The organism is Candidatus Zixiibacteriota bacterium, assembly GCA_014728145.1.
GTDB lineage: Bacteria > Zixibacteria > MSB-5A5 > JAABVY01 > JAABVY01 > WJMC01.
In genome coordinates, this window is the sequence record WJMC01000077.1 from 1 (window position 1) to 16,379 (window position 16,379).

A 16,379-nucleotide genomic window follows, 5' to 3' on the forward strand; every position below is an offset into this window, starting at 1 on the left:
ATACAATTATCACCTCGATCGGTATGAATACCTGGGAATTTTTGGTATGGGCGACCAGGTTCAATAACGGCCGCCAGATTATAGTCCTCCCGATCACCGACAAGGAAGACGAGGACCAGCTGATCAGTGAGCTGACCCATGACTACGAGCTCGACCGGGAACTGACCGGATTTATGTTCTTCAAAGTCGCCAAGAAGGGACATCGCGGTAAAAGCGCCTGGAGTGAACGCGACCGCACGGTGGTATCTTTGGCTAATCACATCTACCCGGTTTCGCTTCGCACAAATGGCAATCTCGAAAAGCTGATCCTCGAAAATCCTGCCAAGGTCACCAGGGCCACACTCGACTATAATGTCAATTACGATCCGGCCGGACATCGTCCCGGTTGCGCAATCGACCTGGAAAAGATAAATCCGATCCTGCGTGACGAATCATGGAATTACCTGACGCACTACACCCGTACCGCTTACCGCTCCTGGCCCGGGGAAAACTCGGCGGCGTATTACCATGCTCTCTTCTGTGCCGAAAGCAGTTATCCACGCTCAGCTCTGGACACACTTCGAAGGATAGTTGAAATGAAAAAACTATGGGCCTCTTACTATCACATTCGTGGAGGCTATAAAGTCGTTTCTTTTACTGCGCAACCGCCTCTTGAAGCGCTCAAGCTGTTGCGCTGGAGGCCCCGCTATGTGCGCTGGAATTTCGAACCCTATGCTGTCGCGATACATAAAGACTATGCCATGAACATGGGAGTTCGGCCGGTGATCTATGCTCTCCCGGATGACTTTCACAAACTCAAAGACGAGGATAAACCGTTCTACCAGAATCCGGGTGAGCGCGGTACAGACTGGCGCCCGGAGAAAGAATGGCGCTATCACGGGAACTTCAGTTTTGAGGATATCCCGGCCGACAAGATCAAAGTCCTGGTCAAAAGCGAACAGGATAACCTGACTTGCGAATACCCCTGCATCCCGATTACAGAATTGGGTTGACTTTTATCACTCGAAACTTAATTTACCCCCAATCAACTATGTTGCGCAGGCATTTTAGCAGGAGCTGAAGCATGGGAGTTATCGGTTATTTTGAAGGCACTGATCCACTCGTTTTGGCCAATCTGACGATTCAGGGCCATACTACAATTCCACTCGGCAACGGCTTTGACAATCACGGTAAATATGTCGGCCATCTCTCGAAAAGCGACAATGTCAGCGTGGTGGTTGGGTATTTTCACAAAGTCATACCGACTCAGGAGATGTCTATAACTACCGAGGATATTCTCTCCACATGTTTTAAGCTCGAGATCCCAATCCTGTTGCTTTGTGGACGCGAGTATTATGGAGAGGCCAAGGAGATCCTGGGCGAAATGGCCGAGAGGATCCGCCTTACGCAACCCGATCGGATGGAAGAGTCTATTCTCGACATGATCAAGTAACTTCTCACGATTTAATCCGGCCTTCCTGTTTTTTGGGAGAGCTTTAATTTATCATCATGGTTAAGCAGTTACTGGCCAGCCTTGTGATCAGCCTGGCCGTTACGATAGCGGTAAATCTGTTTATATACTCCGCCTCCGGAAATTTCAGCTGGGGAAATTTCCTGTTTTTCGGACTGTTTTTCGGACTGACATTTCCACTGGCAGGAAAACTCAAACGTCGCCGTCGAAGTTGATCATATCCATTACGACGAAATAATTATCTGCCAGTAAATTACGAAAAATCCCTACTTTTTAGTAAATTTTTATCACGCCCTCAGGAACATTAGCCGGCCTGTTTAGTTTATATACTACAAAATTCTCCGGTGTAACCGGGATTAAAGAGAAAAGAATAACAGTAAATATTCGGGAGGAAGAAATGGTAAAAGTTGGACAGGAAATTCCTGACTTCGAACTGGACGCTTATCATGACGACGAACTTAAAAAGATCAAGCTTTCTGATTATCGCGGTAAATGGTTGACCCTTATGTTCTACCCGGCCGATTTCACTTTTGTCTGCCCGACCGAGCTCGAGGAAGCCGCTGATCATTACGATCAGTTCCGGGAATCGGATGCTGAGATACTCTCTGTTTCAACCGATACCGCCTTTGTGCACAAAGCCTGGCATGATGTTTCACCGGCAATCAAGAAGATCAGGTACCCTATGCTGGCTGACCCGACAGGAGATTTGTGTAAATCCTTCGGCACCTACCTGGAGGGCCAGGGTGTCTCGCTGAGGGCCACTTTTATTATTGATCCGGATGGTATCCTGCGCTCGATGGAAATTCATGACAACTCGATCGGTCGCAGTGCAACCGAGATCCTGCGCAAACTGCAGGCCTCCAAGTATGTCCGTGAATCCGACGGTGAAGCCTGCCCGGCCAGCTGGAAACCGGGTGGCAAAACTCTCAGGCCGGGCCTCGACCTGGTAGGTAAGATTTAAGAGACTTTATTTATTAATTGAAATAGAAAGGATGTGAAATCATGGCTTATGAATGGGAATTTAAAAAGCGACCGTACTCCGACGACGAAGCCAAAGATCTTCTAAAGGATGTCGTCTCACCGGAAACGACAGACTGGCATTACAATACGCATCATAAGGGTTATGTCAATTTTTTGAATAAAATCGAACAGGGCTTGGAGAAGGCCGATGTCTCAGCCGCCAACGGCAACTGGTCTGATTTCGGCGAACTCAAGCGTCGCTTCACCTGGAATCATTCCGGCGCGCTTTTACATGACATCTACTGGGACTGCCTGGGTGGCGACGGTGATCCCGATAAGGGACCGGAAGTAAAAGCCGCGATCGAAAAGGAATTCGGCAGTTTCGACAAATGGAAAGAAGATTTCAAGCAAACCGCCTTTGCCGCCAAACTCTCCGGCTGGGGACTTCTGGTTTTTGACCAGCTCTATTCCGGCAGGCTTTTGAATGTCCTGGTCGATGAACACCAGTACGGCGCGATCTGGGGCGGTATCCCGTTGATCTCGCTGGATGTCTTCGAGCACGCCTATTATCACAAGGATGGTCCGGCCCGTGCCAAGTATCTCGAGAACTTTTTAAATAATCTGCACTGGGGCCGTATCAATGAGCGCTTCAAAAAATACGTAAAATAGTACGGGTATGACAACAAGGGGCTAGGCAACTGTGCCCGGCGAGAAATCGCCGGGCTTTTTTTTATCGTCATTATCTTGACCCATGCCATCTGCTCTTGTATTTTCCGGCTTACAATGGAGAATGGCATATGACAGATTATCTCGGTGACCGCAACGAACACAATATTATCAAGATCGCCCGTGAACTGGAACTGACCCGACACCAGGTCGACCAGACAGTACGCCTTCTGGATGAAGGCAACACGGTGCCGTTTATCGCCCGCTATCGCAAGGAGGCGACCGGCAGTCTGGATGAGGTTTTAATCTCCGATATCCGTGACCGAATCGAGGAACTGCGCGAGATAGACAAACGGCGCGAGGCTATTCTGAAATCCCTCGATGATCGTGAGCTGTTGACCGAGGAACTCAAAGAACAGATCGTTGCCGCTCTGACGATGACTGAGCTCGAGGATATCTATCTTCCCTACAAACCCAAACGCAGGACAAAAGCCACAATCGCCCGTGAAAAGGGTCTCGAGCCATTGGCCGAGAAGATCTTTGAGCAGGAAGAGTTCGACATCAGGGACGAGGCAGAAAAATATATAGATCCTGAAAAGCAGGTACAAAGCATTGAGGATGCCCTTTCCGGCGCGAGGGATATCATCGCCGAATGGATTAATGAAGACCTTGACACGCGCACCAGTATGCGGGAATTCTTTGCCGATAAAGCCACCGTTCGTTCGGTGGTTACCAAAGACAACGAAGCTCTGGGAGCTAAATATCGAGACTATTTCGACTGGGAGGAACTCCTGCGTGATCTGCCCTCTCATCGCCTGCATGCCATCATGAGGGGAGAACGCGAAGGCTACCTGTCGGTTCATATCCTTCCACCAGAGGAACGTGCTCTGTCGATTTTATATGAGCTGTTTGTGGATGGCAAAAGTGAAGCTTCAGAGCAAGTCCGCCTGGCCGTGAAAGACGCTTACAAACGTCTCCTGGCACCTTCGATGGAAAATGAAATCCGTTCCGAGTCCAAACGTCAGGCCGACACCGAGGCGATCCGGGTTTTTGCCGAAAACCTCCGGATGCTTCTTCTGGCACCGCCGTTAGGACAGAAACGGGTGCTGGCAATCGATCCCGGTTTTCGCACCGGCTGTAAAGTCGTGGTGCTGGATCGCCAGGGCAACCTGCAGGAACATACAACGATTTACCCGCATCCGCCCAACGGCAATCCCGATGAGGCCGGTTTCGTTGTCGACGAGCTGGTCGAAGACTACGAAATCGAAGCGATCGCGATCGGCAACGGCACCGCCGGGCGTGAAACCGAGAAATTCATCCGTAGTCTCGGCCTGTCGCAAAAGATCCAAATCGTCATGGTCAACGAGAGCGGTGCCTCGATCTACTCCGCCTCCGAAGTCGCCCGTCGAGAGTTTCCTGATCATGACCTCACGGTGCGCGGGGCGGTCTCTATTGGACGGCGTCTGATGGATCCCCTGGCGGAACTGGTCAAGATCGATCCCAAGTCGATCGGGGTGGGCCAGTATCAACATGATGTCGATCAATCCGCGCTCAAGAAAGCTCTCGACGACACCGTCTCGATCTGTGTCAATTTGGTCGGGGTGGAGCTCAATACCGCCAGCCGCGAGCTTCTGACCTATGTTTCCGGGCTGGGACCTCACCTGGCTGACCAGATCGTCAGGTTCAGGGCCAGGCAGGGCGCGTTCAAGACACGAGAGAACTTAATGGATGTCGCCAAGTTCGGTCCCAAGGCGTTTGAGCAGTCGGCTGGATTTTTGCGGATTTATAATGCCGAAAACCTGTTGGATTCATCTGCAGTTCACCCCGAGAGCTATCATATAGTCGATCGCATGGCAAAAGACCTGAAGTGTACGGTCGCTGACCTGATGTCATCCGAGGATTTACGCAAGCGGATTGATCTCAAACGCTACATGACCGACACGGTTGGCCTGCCGACTCTGGAGGACATCATGACCGAGCTGGCCAAACCGGGGCGCGATCCCCGCGAAGAGTTCGAGGAGTTTTCATTCGATGAATCAGTGCATGAGATCGAGGATCTGCACGACGGTATGGTGCTTCCCGGGATCGTCACCAATGTCACTAATTTCGGGGTGTTTGTCGATGTCGGAGTGCATCAGGACGGGTTGGTGCATGTCAGCCAGATAGCCGATAAATTCATTAAAGACCCGCGAGAAATCATCAAGGTCAACCAGAAAGTGAAAGTCAAAGTCCAGGAAGTCGACCTGGAACGCAACCGCATCGCATTGACGATGAAGGGCGTGAAGTAATATAATTCCGTGCCAGACAGCTACAGTTTTATTCTCGCTGTGGAGAATTGACTATTCCGTCGTAATGACGAGTCGCGTATCCATGTCATTGTGAGGAGTGAGACGACGACGCAATCTGGATTTGCCGGCAGGAGTCTTTCCTGACTTTGTACCCCACTCAACGGGTGGGATTTTTTTACCTATGTAGTGAGTCTATTCTGTTACCTATCAGATGAAATGTACATCTGCCCCGGTGGTAGTCTCCCCGGTGACTGCAGTGCCGGCTCATGGGGAGGCGACGACTGCTGTCCCTGTGATCTATGATGAATGCTGATCCGCCTATGAAATATCAGCTTCGTGGGTGATTATACAAAGGCCGCCCGGTCAGTTCGGGCGGCCTGTTTATCTCGAAAAATTAATTATATCTAATACTCCGCGCCGAGCGAGAAGTAATAACGCGGTTTGGAGGTGCCGTCGAAATCAGTACGCCAGGCGGTGTCGAATTTCAACAGCAGGAATCCCAGGTTAACCCGCGCGCCGTAGCCGAAAGCGGCTTTGATGTCGCGGAAATGACCGTCGTAAGTACCCCGGAAGAGATCATCATTGTTCCAGGCCGCGCCCATATCCCAGAACAACGCGCCGGTGATCCGGCTTAAAAAGATCGGAAGCGGGAAGCGCGCCACAAGGTAATCTACAAACGGGAAACGCAGTTCCAGGTTGGTCAGCAGATATTTGCGACCACCGAATTCATAGTAGTCATAACCGCGCAGGGGCGTGACGATCTCGGAGAAATAGAGGTTGTCGACATTGTATATATCCTGGTCAACCTCGACATTTTTGATCCAGTTCGTGGTACCACCCAGGAAGAACTGCTTCGGGTTGGCTCCGCCGGAATATCCACCTGCCAGCCGGAACGCTGTCGAAAAACGTTTACCGAGATCGAAATACTTGCGATAATCCAGGGTAGTCGACCAATAGGAAAGAGCGTTGCTGTAAATGTCGAGTGTCTTCTCGAAGCGCAGTTTCCAGCGTTTACCCTTGGCCGGTCCGGTTGCACCCCAGAGCACGTTGTCGGAAACATATGACAGTGTCACAGTACCGTTTTTGTTGTTGGAGTTGTCATAGGGGGGATCGTAGTATTTCCTGTCGATAAACAACTGCGAGAAATCCAACTGCAGGCGATTGAATGTACTGAAGGGATAGACCGCTGAAAACGAGACACCATAGAATCGATCCGAGAAAAGACGGTCGATCGCGTCGACATAATAATACTTGGAATGGAAGATCCCGCCACCCCAGTTGATCCGGTTGGCGTTGTTGAAATAGTATATCTGGAAATTAGTCTGGTCGATTGTATTGACGAGGTCGGTGATAATATAGAACTGGTGATTGCCGAGATAATCCGAGATCAAAAGCAGAGACTGCCCGCGTAGACCGAAAAAGGTGTCATAGGAGACCCCGCCCGTAACAAGGTCGGGAGTGAACTTGGTCTTGTAGTCTTTGACCTCGTAACTGCCATCGTCATTGAGACCGTACAGCGAATCGCGCGCAGTCCTGGCCGAATCGACATCAAAGGCGTCCGAGGAATCGACCGGAATCGGCATACGATCCGAAGTACCCGACTTGAAGACATAATCACCGTATTCTTCCTGGTCATCTTCAATATCGAACTCCGAACCGGTTGAATCAGTCGCCTCGACTGAATCGACCGTTTCTACTGTGTCTTCAGACGGAACGCTGTGCGTCATAGCAAATTCGATCGGGGCAACCATTTCGCCCTTGTAGTAGGCGGTCTTTTCGAGATCATAGGGCGAGTCCGCGACCGGCCTGATCTTTGTCAGCAGGAATATATCATAGCCGCGGTTGTTGAAACTGGAGAATGCTATCTTGTCGCCTTTGGGTGACCAGGACGGTGACTTGACGTTTGTCAAAATATCCGTGACCGGGAACAGATCGCCTTTCTGGAGATCTTTTACATACAGGTTTTGAATCCCGTTGTAGTCTCCCACAAACGCCAGTTTTTGGCCGTCGGGTGACCAGGTCGGCGAATGCTTCTGGTCCTCGCCTTCTGTAATGGCAAGAATTTCCCCGGTTTCGAGATCAAGACGGTAGATATTATAAGTGCCGTATTCGAAGCGACTGCTGGTATTTGAAACATCACCGGTGGCAACTTTAGGACGATCGGAGGCAAACGCGATATAGCGACCATCGGGTGAAATAGATGCTTCGTTGTCGTCATAGAAATCATCGGTAAGCTGTGTAAGTTCCTCGGTTTCGACATTGAAAAGATACAGGTCATTCTGGCTGTTTTTCAACCCGGTAAAGACTATCTGGTTGGAATCCGCTCCGCCCCAGGAGGGATTGACGATCGAGGCAAAACCGAATTTGTGCTTGGCGATCGTTTCCTTTTCACGAACGTTATATATCCAGAGAGCATCCTCGCCCTGGCTTTTACCGATAAATACCAGCTTTTTGCCGTCGGGAGAAAATGACATCCCGGAGACATAGGAGTGCAGTGACTCGAGATCGGCAGAGCGCGAGCTCTTTACGAGTTCATCGAGAACCTCTCCATCGACCGTGGAAATTATCACTATCTCGGTGTAGCCGGCCTTGTCGGTAAAGATCGCCAGCTTGTCGCCAGTGGGCGCGAATACCGGTTTCTCGTTGAAATAGGATCCGTCCTTCTCATGGTCGCTCAAGCGCTTGGCCAGTTCCTCTGCTTCCTTGCGTTTGGATAGCTCGTTCCAGTACAGCCTGCGGCAATACTTGGCGAAGTCCTCGTCGAACTCCTCGTAGCTTAGCCCCAAAGTTTTCTTCATGGCTTTACCCATCGAGAGCATCGACTTGGCTTTAAACAGGAGTTCGGAAATCTTTTCCTCGCCATACTTATCGGCAATGTAATTGATAATCAACTGACCCTGCTTATAGGCCAGGTAGCCTGAAATATAGTCGAGTGGCAGGATATAGTCGTTGATCGTGGCATCACGCATGATCATGTCGGCTTCGACATCCCAGCCATAACGGGAGGAATACTCTGCGAAACCCTCAGCGTTCCAGAGGGGTTGCTGGAAGATATACTGCCGTGAGAGAACCGATCCGATCGCTCCGCCGTAGAGGAGGTCGTATGTGAAAGCGTGCGTCAACTCGTGATGAGCGACATGCCGGAAATCCTCGTAAGCTCCGTTAAACGGAAACACCATACGATTTTTGAATGCCTCGGTAAAACCGCCGACTCCCTCTGTGAGGATATTGGGTATGATGTTGGTCTGCTGGAACTCGTTGGGAGCGTTGTACAGAAACACTGGTATTCGGCTTCGGGGCCAGTAGCGCAGTTGTTCCGCGATTACCTTGTAGGCCCTCTCAAGCTCCTGGGCGGCAAATTCCGCCAGCTCCACTTGTTCCTCGTAAAAATAGATATCAAAATTCGGCGTCTGAATATATTTCCAGTCAAAGTCGCGGTAACGGACTTTATTCTTGCCGAAATATACCTCCTGGCTGATCCCAATTTCTGATAACAGCAGGCACAATATCAAGGCGGGCAGGATGATTTTAAGTGAGCGCATAACCACCACCTTATCTATGTTAAACTATTCCTGTTCTCGGGCCATGTCACCGCCCAGCTCACGGATACCGTCCTCGAGGTTCTCGTAACCGCGATCGATATGATAGATTCTCTTGATCACGGTTTCGCCCTCGGCCGCCAGCCCGGCGGCCACCAAGGCGGCACCGGCCCGAATATCCGAAGCCATCACGGTCGTACCGGTCAGCCTGGGGACACCCTCGATCGCCGCTGTATCGCCGGCAATCGTTATTTTCGCGCCCAGCCGGATCAGCTCCATTGTATGTGAGAAGCGATCTTCAAATACTGTCTCGCGAATACGGCTCATTCCTTCAGCCACAACCGCCAGGGTCATAAAGCAAGCCTGCAAATCGGTCGGGAATCCGGGGTAGGGTATTGTGATAATTTCCACTCCTTTCAGCCGTTTGGGTGCCTTTATCGTTAGTCGGCTGTGATTAGCATTGATTTCACAACCCATCTCTATGAATTTTTGCACAACTATGCCGAGGTGTTCCGCTGAAACGTTTTCGAGTTCAGCATGGCCACCGCAGGCAGCTACACAGGTCATGTAAGTTCCAGCCACAAGACGATCCGGAATCGGCGTATGTTCAATCGCGGTAAGCTTTTTAACTCCTTTAATTGTAATCGTGGGGGTTCCCGCACCTTCGACTGAAGCCCCCATGCTGTTCAAAAACTGCGCAAGATCGACTACCTCGGGATCCATGGCCGCGTTAATGATCGTCGTCGTGCCGGAGGCCGTCACCGCGCCCATTATGATGTTTTCTGTGCCGGTATGCGATGGTCGATCGAAACAGAAAATTCCGCCGTCGAGACGATCGCACTCGGCCATGACATAGCCGGCGTCCTCGGTAACTTTGGCTCCCAGCTTGCGAAACCCCTTGATATGCAAGTCGACCGGTCTCTGTCCCAATGAACATCCACCCGGAAGCGAGACTTTGGCTTTTCCCATCCGGGCCAATAGCGGTCCTAAAACCAGAAAGGAAGCCCTCATCTGGCGCACGAGCTCATAGGGGGCCACGTAGTCGCTCAGGTTTTCCGCATTGATAGTCACGACCTTGTCCTTACGGTTCCAGTCTACCTTACATCCGACAGCTTTTAAAAGCTTCAGGATGATATCGATATCCCGCAAATTCGGAACGTCGTGAATAACAGATTCGCCTTTGTCAGCCAGAATCGCGGCGGCCAGAATCGGAAGGACCGAGTTCTTGGAGGCGGAAACGCGCACACGGCCGGAGAGGGGGCGACCGCCACGGATCATAAATCTATCCATGATTCCCTTTCTGTTTGTTATAACGATCTACACTCAACGCGGTTCCCCGCGTAGTTCGACACGATCAGGATTTAATTCTTGCTAAATTTCTGCCGCCAAATGTAAAAAGTTTCAATATGTTTGGCAAACCTGATATTCTATCAGGTAGATTTTAGCCATGACCGAGTGACTGGCCAGATTTTGATTTACATCCCGTGAAGTTCAACGTATAATCTCTCTCATGACTCGCTTTTTTATGTCCGATGCTCATCTGGGGGAGAACTTCAAAAAAAGAGAAGAGCTCAAGCTGGCCAGGTTGCATTCTTTTCTCGAAATGGTTCTGGCGAGGGGAAGGGAACTCTATATCGTTGGCGACCTGTTCGATTTCTGGTTCGAGTACCGCCATGCCATTCCCAAACATCACCTTCGCACCATCTTAAAATTCGCCCGGTTGAAGGAAGCCGGAATAGATCTGCACTATATCACCGGCAACCATGACCACTGGCTGGGCGACTTCCTCTCAGGCGAGGTCGGTTTCGAGATCCATCGCGACGATTACCGGACGGAACTCGATGGTAAACGTCTGCTGATTACTCACGGCGACGGTATTGCAAAAAAAGATCGCGGATATCGAATGCTGAAGAGGATTCTGCGCAATCGCTTTAATATATTCATGTACCGCTTGATACCGCCCGACCTTGGAATTCCCCTGGCCAAGCATGTCTCCCAGACATCCCGCGGACATACCCAGAAACGCCCCAAAGAGAGCTTTTTAGCTGAGTATCGGAACTATGCTCACCAACAGCTGAGATCGGGTGAAGATATCGTTATTATCGCGCACACTCATGTTCCGGAAAAAGTCGAGTTCGAGGAAGGGCTGTATTTCAATACCGGCGACTGGGTGGAAAACTTCAGTTATCTCGAGATGGAAGCGGGACGGATCGAACTCAAGTTCTGGGAGGACTCGTCAGCCTGACTTTTTCCCGGAAGCGAGACTGAGGGCGGATTCGGCTGAAGAAAAGATTATTTCGATTTCGTGATCTGCGGTGTCATGGAAATCCGGTACGGTCAAGAGCGTGCCGGTCGGTTTGAACATCTCCAGAAATCCATTCAAGGTGAGTCCCACAGGCAGTAATTCACACCCGAATTCAACCATAGTATTAGCCACTTTTTTACGGATCGCCTCTGTCAGGTCATCCTGGGTCATGGGGGAGACGAAACAGCGAATACCTTTTAAACACTTCTGGCCCCTGACAGCGTCAGCCGCCGCTTTCAAAAGCCCGAATGATCCACCGCAGGCGCCACCCAGAAAAACCAGGTCAGGTTTGATTTTGGATGATTCGGAGATTCTTTCAGGTCTGAGGTCTGCTGTTGATTTGAAGATATAGCTTTCCAGGCCGACCGTGTTGAGCAGAAACTCGGACTCATAGTGGGCGCTCTTATCCGAAAACAGCATCTTGTAATTAACCTTGGTCCTGCGTGCCAGGGTCTTGCGGGTTAGTTCGTCAAACAGACAGAAAGCTGATTTTGCCCCCAGTATTTTAGTGAACAAACAGAGCGACATCTTGTCCTCAGCAGAGAATTTCTCTATCCCCGATCCGGAGAATTCGACCAGCTTGCCTTTGAGCGATTCGATTTTGAGTTGTTCGACGAAAAAGCCCATCAGGTCTACCACCGACAACCCCCGTGGAAGTTTGCTGGGAATATTGACACGCACCATCTCCGGCACCTGGTAGTCGACCGCTTTGGCCAGGGCTGCCTCAGAGTACTTATCATCGATCATTACTACCGCCGCGGAAAACGCACCCATGGCATGGAGCTGGGGAAAAGTTGAAACCAGAAGCATGTTAGGACGGATCAAACCGCGCTGATACAGATCAAAACAACCATTCACCAGGTGTGACGTTTCAATTTTGACTGGTGCTGATGAGACCTGCAGTGGTGCTACGAAATAGCACCTTTTGGAATAATCGTGATCATCCATTTCGACCGCCCGTTCGATCGGCAGAAGAAGCAAATCCGGGGTGAGCCTGACCAGTTCGCCCGGCTGGACGTTTTCGCGCTCAGCCGAGGCCGCCAGGATTTTCTGAAAGGCTGTCTGGTAATATTCGACGAAGACGCCGTTGCGTCCCATCTTGGTCTCCGAACCGAACCTGAATTCGAGCTGTTCCAGTTTCAGGGCCTGGGGTTTTTCCTTGATGTTATAGCGTCGGCGCCAGCTGTAGAAGGCCGCTTTGGAAATTCCGAGCTCCCTGCCACAATGGAAGTCATCGCCGTAGCGTTCCCATAGCTCGCGGATCTGCTGTTCCGAGTACTTGGCAAAACTCGGCTTCGAGATACCTTTTTTACGTCTCCAGTAGGCCACCAGGTACTCGGGGATTCCGCCCAGCGCTTCCCCGATTTTCTTGTCGGTGCGATAGATTTTCTGGAGCCTCTGGAGCTCGGCCTTGGTCGGCATTTTCATAGTTACCGTTCCTGAAAATGCTTGTACAGCGTTTCGTAGACCTGGTCGAGAGAGACCGAAACAACCCGTGTTTGACCGATAACATCCAGAAAATTCGTGTCACCATGCCAGCGCGGTACAATATGCTGGTGGAGATGCCCGGGCACTCCGGCTCCGGATTGATGTCCGAGGTTGATCCCGACATTGAAGGAATGCGGTCTGAGTGCCTGTTTGAGAATCGTAACAGCTCGCTGTGTCTCGGTCATGAGCTCCAGAGCGGTGGTTTCGGGAAGTTTCTCCAGGTGCGCCAGGTGACGCATCGGGACAACCATAAGATGCCCGGAGACATAGGGATAGCGATTCATGATAATTATCACCTTTTCCCCTCGATAAAGCACATAATTCTGCCGATCACGGTTCTCTTTAATGATCCGGCAGAACAGGCATCCCTTTTCCTTGGGGCCCAGTATGTACTCGGTTCGCCAGGGCGCATACATTTTTTTCTTCATACACTTATAATAAGAGAGTAGGGGCTTCAAGGCAATCAAAAACAAAAACCGCGCAACCATTTAGGATACAAGCAGTTGCGCGGGAATATATTGGCGGCTGATGATTTCGGGATCAGTTCGAAAAAGGCCTGGCGACAAGTTTTCCGGCACCGCCTCCTTTTTCCGCCGCATAGGATACCGGGTTTTGCTTCATGAACTTATCGAGGGCCTCCTTGGGAGACTCCTTCTTGATCATGAGCTCTGTGCCTTTTTCACTTCCGATTTGGTTGTTCTTCTTGAAATCGAGGGAATTTTTGTCTTCAACTTTTTGAACGGCGGCCTCGATTACATTCGGTTGCTCCTCGTTCTTCTGTTTCTGCGCCTGATCTACCGGTTGCGAAAATTGCTCGCGCACACTCTTTTGCGACTGTAGATCAGCGGCAACAGTGAGGTTTGTGGAAACATTCATAGAGAGTCCTCCCCATTTAGACTTTGACTATTACAGATCAAAAATCATGCCTGCTGAAGGTTCAATGGAAGATTAACATATTTTAGAGCTAAGTCATTGGCCTGCATAGATTCCAATCTGTTCAAAGAGCATACCGAACTCCACGTCCGGGATTGCGTATAAAAAAATGGCCTGAGAATGTGGGACAAACCCCACAACTTTTACATAAAATCCCATATAAGTATCTGCACGCCTATAAGTTATGATTTGATGGAGGTGATTGATTTGTATGTCTGACAGCAACTTAGCGGGCCTGCGCATATTGTCGCGATTCCGTATTGCCGAGGCATAGGGCTTGCTTATAACATAAGTGGGCAAAAAGGAGTTACTTATGAGTATGACCGTGTACAATACCGCGGGTATGCTGAACGCGGTACGCAATGTCTCCATCTTTCAGCGGTCTTTGAAAAAGACCGGTTCAAAGCTGTCTTCCGGTCTGAAGATAAATAATGCCGCTGATGATCCGGCGGGTCTGATTATTTCGGAACAGATGCGGTCGCAAATGGGAGAGGTTTCGGCCAAACTCAAGGCCCTGGATAATAAGATTAATCTCAACAACGTGGCTGACCAGGCCATGTATGAGATGGAAGATCAGTTAATCGAATTGCGAGAGCTGGCTGTCGGCGCGGCCAATTCGGCCACCAACGATGAAAATGTGGCCCAGGCGTATCAGCAGAGCGCTGACTATTTAGTGGAATCCTACAATCGGATAGCCTCGGAAACTTCCTACGGCAAACAGAAGCTTCTGGATGGTTCCGAGGGTTCAGTGGCTGATCTCGAGAAGCTCGCCAATTTCGATATTTCGGATCCCGAGGCGGCGGCCGCCGCTATCGAGGAGATCGACAAGGCGCTGGGGACAGTTTTCAACGCCCACGCTGAGGTCGGGGCTACCAGCAAAAACGACCTGGAGGCCTACCGCCAGAATCTCGAAGTCGCACAGGGCAATATGATGCAGGCGGAGTCCAACCTGCGTGATACCGATTATGCCCTGGAGCAGACTAACTATGTCAATTATCTTTTGCAGAACCGGGTTGCAGTGGCGGTTTTGGCCCAGGGACAGCAGAGTGCAAAAACGGTTTTTGGACTATTGAGCGTATAGGAGCTATGTTTCCGGGGACGATCGGAGAATCGAAAAGCTTAACTAAATAATGGGATTTAATCGGACACTGATTTACCTCTGTCGGGGATGCAGAACGCATCCCTTTTTTTTATACCTTTCTTAGTACCACAACCCGTTTGACACCACGGTAATCGACTACGCTTTCCACATATTCGAAAGCGCTCCGGCTGGAGATGAATTCCCGGATCAGTTCAGCCTGGCCGAGCCCGACCTCAAAAATCAAAAAACCGTCTGTTTGAAGGTGTTCAGATGCTTCAGAGATCATCTGCCGTATGAATTCCAGTCCGTCCGGACCGGCCAATAGAGCCCGGCGCGGTTCGAAGCGTTTGATCTGCTCATGCAGAAGCTCGAATTCACCGCTCTTGATATAGGGCGGGTTAGAAAGTACGAGGTTGAACTTAAGATCGTCGTTCTTGAACGGGCTCAACATGGAGCCTGTACGAAATTCGATTTTATCACTGATGTCGTTTAAAGATGCGTTTTCACGGGCCAATTCAATTGCATCGGTGGACACATCCGACGCGAAATAATCCTGATCGGGATTCTTAACCGCTACCGCCACAACGATCGCTCCGCAACCGCATCCCAGGTCGAGAATCCTGAGTCCCCTGTGCCTGTCAATGTATTTGAGAGCGGATTGTACAACAAACTCGGTTTCGGGGCGGGGGATCAGGGCCCTGCGGTCGCATTTGTATTTGATTCCATAGAATTCTGTCTCACCCAGTATATACTGGAGTGGTTCCGAGGCCAGCCTGCGATCCAGCATATTCTTGAACTCGGCCTCTTCGGATACTGTAACCTCCCGTTTGGGATTGAGGTAGAGTTCGATCCGCTTCAAACTCATCACTTTTTCAAGCATCCGTTCTACATTCTGGCGGGGTGCTTCGACACCGGCGTGGTCTAAAAGCTGGTCGGAGAAATTAATCAGGTCAATCAGGTGCAGGGCCATAAGTTATTCCGGAATGGAAATCTCATTGGGATTGAGATGCCATCCACTGCATCCACGCGAGTAGTTTCCATAGAGGCGACGCCGTGGCTGACAACATTTTTTACAATCCGCTTCCAGGCGGTTCGAAGACGACAGCAGATCTCCGGGGAAAATTGACACCGTCAGAAGACCCAGCCCGCAGTATTTCAGGAAATCACGCCTTTCAGTCATGCTTCTTCCTCGTGCATAAAATTGAACTTGTCGATTTTGGCCCACGGCAACAGCATGGTGACCGAGAATTGCTCGTAAAGCATCTGCTCGGCCGACAGCAGGCTGACATTTTCAAGTGCCTGAAGAATCGACTGCGCCATACGCATATTTACGATCGGTTTGCTCAGCTTGCCGTTTTCGATCAGGAAAGTACCGTCGATCGTGGTGCCGGTCACCATAGTGCGCATCGGGTTGAGGTAGTTGACATACCAGAAATGGGTGATATAGATTCCACGCTCGACCGAGGCGATCATCTCTTTAAGATTTCTCTGGCCACCATCCATAACCATATACTTGGGGTAGGGGGTAAAGACTTTGTACGCGGGATGCGCATGACCGGTCGACTTGCGTCCGGCCAGGTTGGCGAAATAGGAATTCCAGACCACGTTGCGGGCGATACCCCTGTCGATCAACTCGACTTTCTGGCGAGGAACACCCTCGTAGCCGAAC

At 50.6% G+C, this 16,379-nt stretch carries 14 protein-coding genes; 7 read left to right on the top strand and 7 right to left on the bottom strand.

The window, feature by feature from the left end; translation table 11 throughout:
• Nucleotides 1–1,063: 1,063 nt before the first annotated feature.
• From GF404_04955 to GF404_04975, 5 genes are all read left to right on the top strand, one after another.
• Nucleotides 1,064–1,432 (top strand): hypothetical protein, encoded by a 369-nt coding sequence (locus tag GF404_04955; protein MBD3381529.1) that lies wholly within the window; start codon nucleotides 1,064–1,066, stop codon nucleotides 1,430–1,432.
• A gap of 56 nt (nucleotides 1,433–1,488) precedes the next feature.
• Nucleotides 1,489–1,665 carry a hypothetical protein gene (locus GF404_04960; GenBank protein ID MBD3381530.1) on the top strand — a complete coding sequence of 59 codons (177 nt, stop codon included), beginning with the start codon at nucleotides 1,489–1,491 and terminating at the stop codon, nucleotides 1,663–1,665.
• Nucleotides 1,666–1,847: 182 nt separating this feature from the next.
• Nucleotides 1,848–2,411 carry a redoxin domain-containing protein gene (locus GF404_04965; protein MBD3381531.1) on the top strand — a complete coding sequence of 188 codons (564 nt, stop codon included), beginning with the start codon at nucleotides 1,848–1,850 and terminating at the stop codon, nucleotides 2,409–2,411.
• Nucleotides 2,412–2,452: 41 nt separating this feature from the next.
• Nucleotides 2,453–3,079 (top strand): superoxide dismutase, encoded by a 627-nt coding sequence (locus tag GF404_04970; GenBank protein MBD3381532.1) that lies wholly within the window; start codon nucleotides 2,453–2,455, stop codon nucleotides 3,077–3,079.
• 128 nt (nucleotides 3,080–3,207) lie between these two features.
• Nucleotides 3,208–5,364 carry a S1 RNA-binding domain-containing protein gene (locus GF404_04975; GenBank protein ID MBD3381533.1) on the top strand — a complete coding sequence of 719 codons (2,157 nt, stop codon included), beginning with the start codon at nucleotides 3,208–3,210 and terminating at the stop codon, nucleotides 5,362–5,364.
• A 404-nt stretch (nucleotides 5,365–5,768) separates the two neighbouring features.
• On the opposite strand, the gene GF404_04980 is transcribed toward GF404_04975, so the two are convergent.
• Nucleotides 5,769–8,906, bottom strand: a complete 3,138-nt coding sequence (locus GF404_04980; protein MBD3381534.1) for a hypothetical protein — start codon at nucleotides 8,904–8,906, stop codon at nucleotides 5,769–5,771.
• A gap of 24 nt (nucleotides 8,907–8,930) precedes the next feature.
• Complete coding sequence (gene murA / locus GF404_04985; GenBank protein ID MBD3381535.1) at nucleotides 8,931–10,193, bottom strand: UDP-N-acetylglucosamine 1-carboxyvinyltransferase; 1,263 nt, start codon at nucleotides 10,191–10,193, stop codon at nucleotides 8,931–8,933.
• Between the two features lie 220 nt (nucleotides 10,194–10,413).
• Here murA and GF404_04990 point away from each other — a divergent pair, with 220 nt between their 5' ends.
• Nucleotides 10,414–11,148, top strand: coding sequence for a UDP-2,3-diacylglucosamine diphosphatase (locus tag GF404_04990; protein MBD3381536.1), 735 nt, complete (start codon nucleotides 10,414–10,416; stop codon nucleotides 11,146–11,148).
• On the opposite strand, the gene GF404_04995 is transcribed toward GF404_04990, so the two are convergent.
• The 3 genes from GF404_04995 to GF404_05005 form a co-directional block, all read right to left on the bottom strand.
• Entirely contained in the window at nucleotides 11,140–12,636 is a 1,497-nt protein-coding gene (locus GF404_04995) for a hypothetical protein (GenBank protein ID MBD3381537.1), read from the bottom strand. The two genes, GF404_04990 and GF404_04995, sit on opposite strands and share 9 nt — an antisense overlap.
• 2 nt (nucleotides 12,637–12,638) lie before the next feature.
• The gene (locus GF404_05000; protein MBD3381538.1) at nucleotides 12,639–13,124 is read right to left on the bottom strand and encodes an HIT domain-containing protein; all 486 of its coding nucleotides are present in this window, start codon (nucleotides 13,122–13,124) and stop codon (nucleotides 12,639–12,641) included.
• 112 nt (nucleotides 13,125–13,236) lie between these two features.
• On the bottom strand, nucleotides 13,237–13,572 hold the full coding sequence (locus tag GF404_05005) for a hypothetical protein (GenBank protein MBD3381539.1): 336 nt from the start codon (nucleotides 13,570–13,572) through the stop codon (nucleotides 13,237–13,239).
• Between the two features lie 370 nt (nucleotides 13,573–13,942).
• On the opposite strand from GF404_05005, the gene GF404_05010 reads away from it, so the two are divergent.
• A complete protein-coding gene (locus GF404_05010) occupies nucleotides 13,943–14,710 on the top strand; it encodes a hypothetical protein (protein ID MBD3381540.1) in 768 nt (255 codons plus the stop codon).
• 109 nt (nucleotides 14,711–14,819) lie between these two features.
• Here the strand turns inward: GF404_05010 and prmC are convergent, their stop codons facing one another.
• Together prmC and GF404_05020 are read right to left on the bottom strand one after the other, a co-directional pair.
• Complete coding sequence (gene prmC, locus GF404_05015) at nucleotides 14,820–15,680, bottom strand: peptide chain release factor N(5)-glutamine methyltransferase (protein MBD3381541.1); 861 nt, start codon at nucleotides 15,678–15,680, stop codon at nucleotides 14,820–14,822.
• A gap of 3 nt (nucleotides 15,681–15,683) precedes the next feature.
• Nucleotides 15,684–15,890 carry a twin-arginine translocation signal domain-containing protein gene (locus tag GF404_05020; protein ID MBD3381542.1) on the bottom strand — a complete coding sequence of 69 codons (207 nt, stop codon included), beginning with the start codon at nucleotides 15,888–15,890 and terminating at the stop codon, nucleotides 15,684–15,686.
• Nucleotides 15,891–16,379: the final 489 nt, after the last annotated feature.

Bases quoted from the DNA above. Each gene is read 5' to 3' on its own strand.
- GF404_04955 (MBD3381529.1), top strand. From the start codon at position 1,064: ATGGGAGTTATCGGTTATTTTGAAGGCACTGATCCACTCGTTTTGGCC.
- GF404_04960 (MBD3381530.1), top strand. From the start codon at position 1,489: ATGGTTAAGCAGTTACTGGCCAGCCTTGTGATCAGCCTGGCCGTTACG.
- GF404_04965 (MBD3381531.1), top strand. From the start codon at position 1,848: ATGGTAAAAGTTGGACAGGAAATTCCTGACTTCGAACTGGACGCTTAT.
- GF404_04970 (MBD3381532.1), top strand. From the start codon at position 2,453: ATGGCTTATGAATGGGAATTTAAAAAGCGACCGTACTCCGACGACGAA.
- GF404_04975 (MBD3381533.1), top strand. From the start codon at position 3,208: ATGACAGATTATCTCGGTGACCGCAACGAACACAATATTATCAAGATC.
- GF404_04980 (MBD3381534.1), bottom strand. From the start codon at position 8,906: ATGCGCTCACTTAAAATCATCCTGCCCGCCTTGATATTGTGCCTGCTG.
- murA (MBD3381535.1), bottom strand. From the start codon at position 10,193: ATGGATAGATTTATGATCCGTGGCGGTCGCCCCCTCTCCGGCCGTGTG.
- GF404_04990 (MBD3381536.1), top strand. From the start codon at position 10,414: ATGACTCGCTTTTTTATGTCCGATGCTCATCTGGGGGAGAACTTCAAA.
- GF404_04995 (MBD3381537.1), bottom strand. From the start codon at position 12,636: ATGAAAATGCCGACCAAGGCCGAGCTCCAGAGGCTCCAGAAAATCTAT.
- GF404_05000 (MBD3381538.1), bottom strand. From the start codon at position 13,124: ATGAAGAAAAAAATGTATGCGCCCTGGCGAACCGAGTACATACTGGGC.
- GF404_05005 (MBD3381539.1), bottom strand. From the start codon at position 13,572: ATGAATGTTTCCACAAACCTCACTGTTGCCGCTGATCTACAGTCGCAA.
- GF404_05010 (MBD3381540.1), top strand. From the start codon at position 13,943: ATGAGTATGACCGTGTACAATACCGCGGGTATGCTGAACGCGGTACGC.
- prmC (MBD3381541.1), bottom strand. From the start codon at position 15,680: ATGGCCCTGCACCTGATTGACCTGATTAATTTCTCCGACCAGCTTTTA.
- GF404_05020 (MBD3381542.1), bottom strand. From the start codon at position 15,890: ATGACTGAAAGGCGTGATTTCCTGAAATACTGCGGGCTGGGTCTTCTG.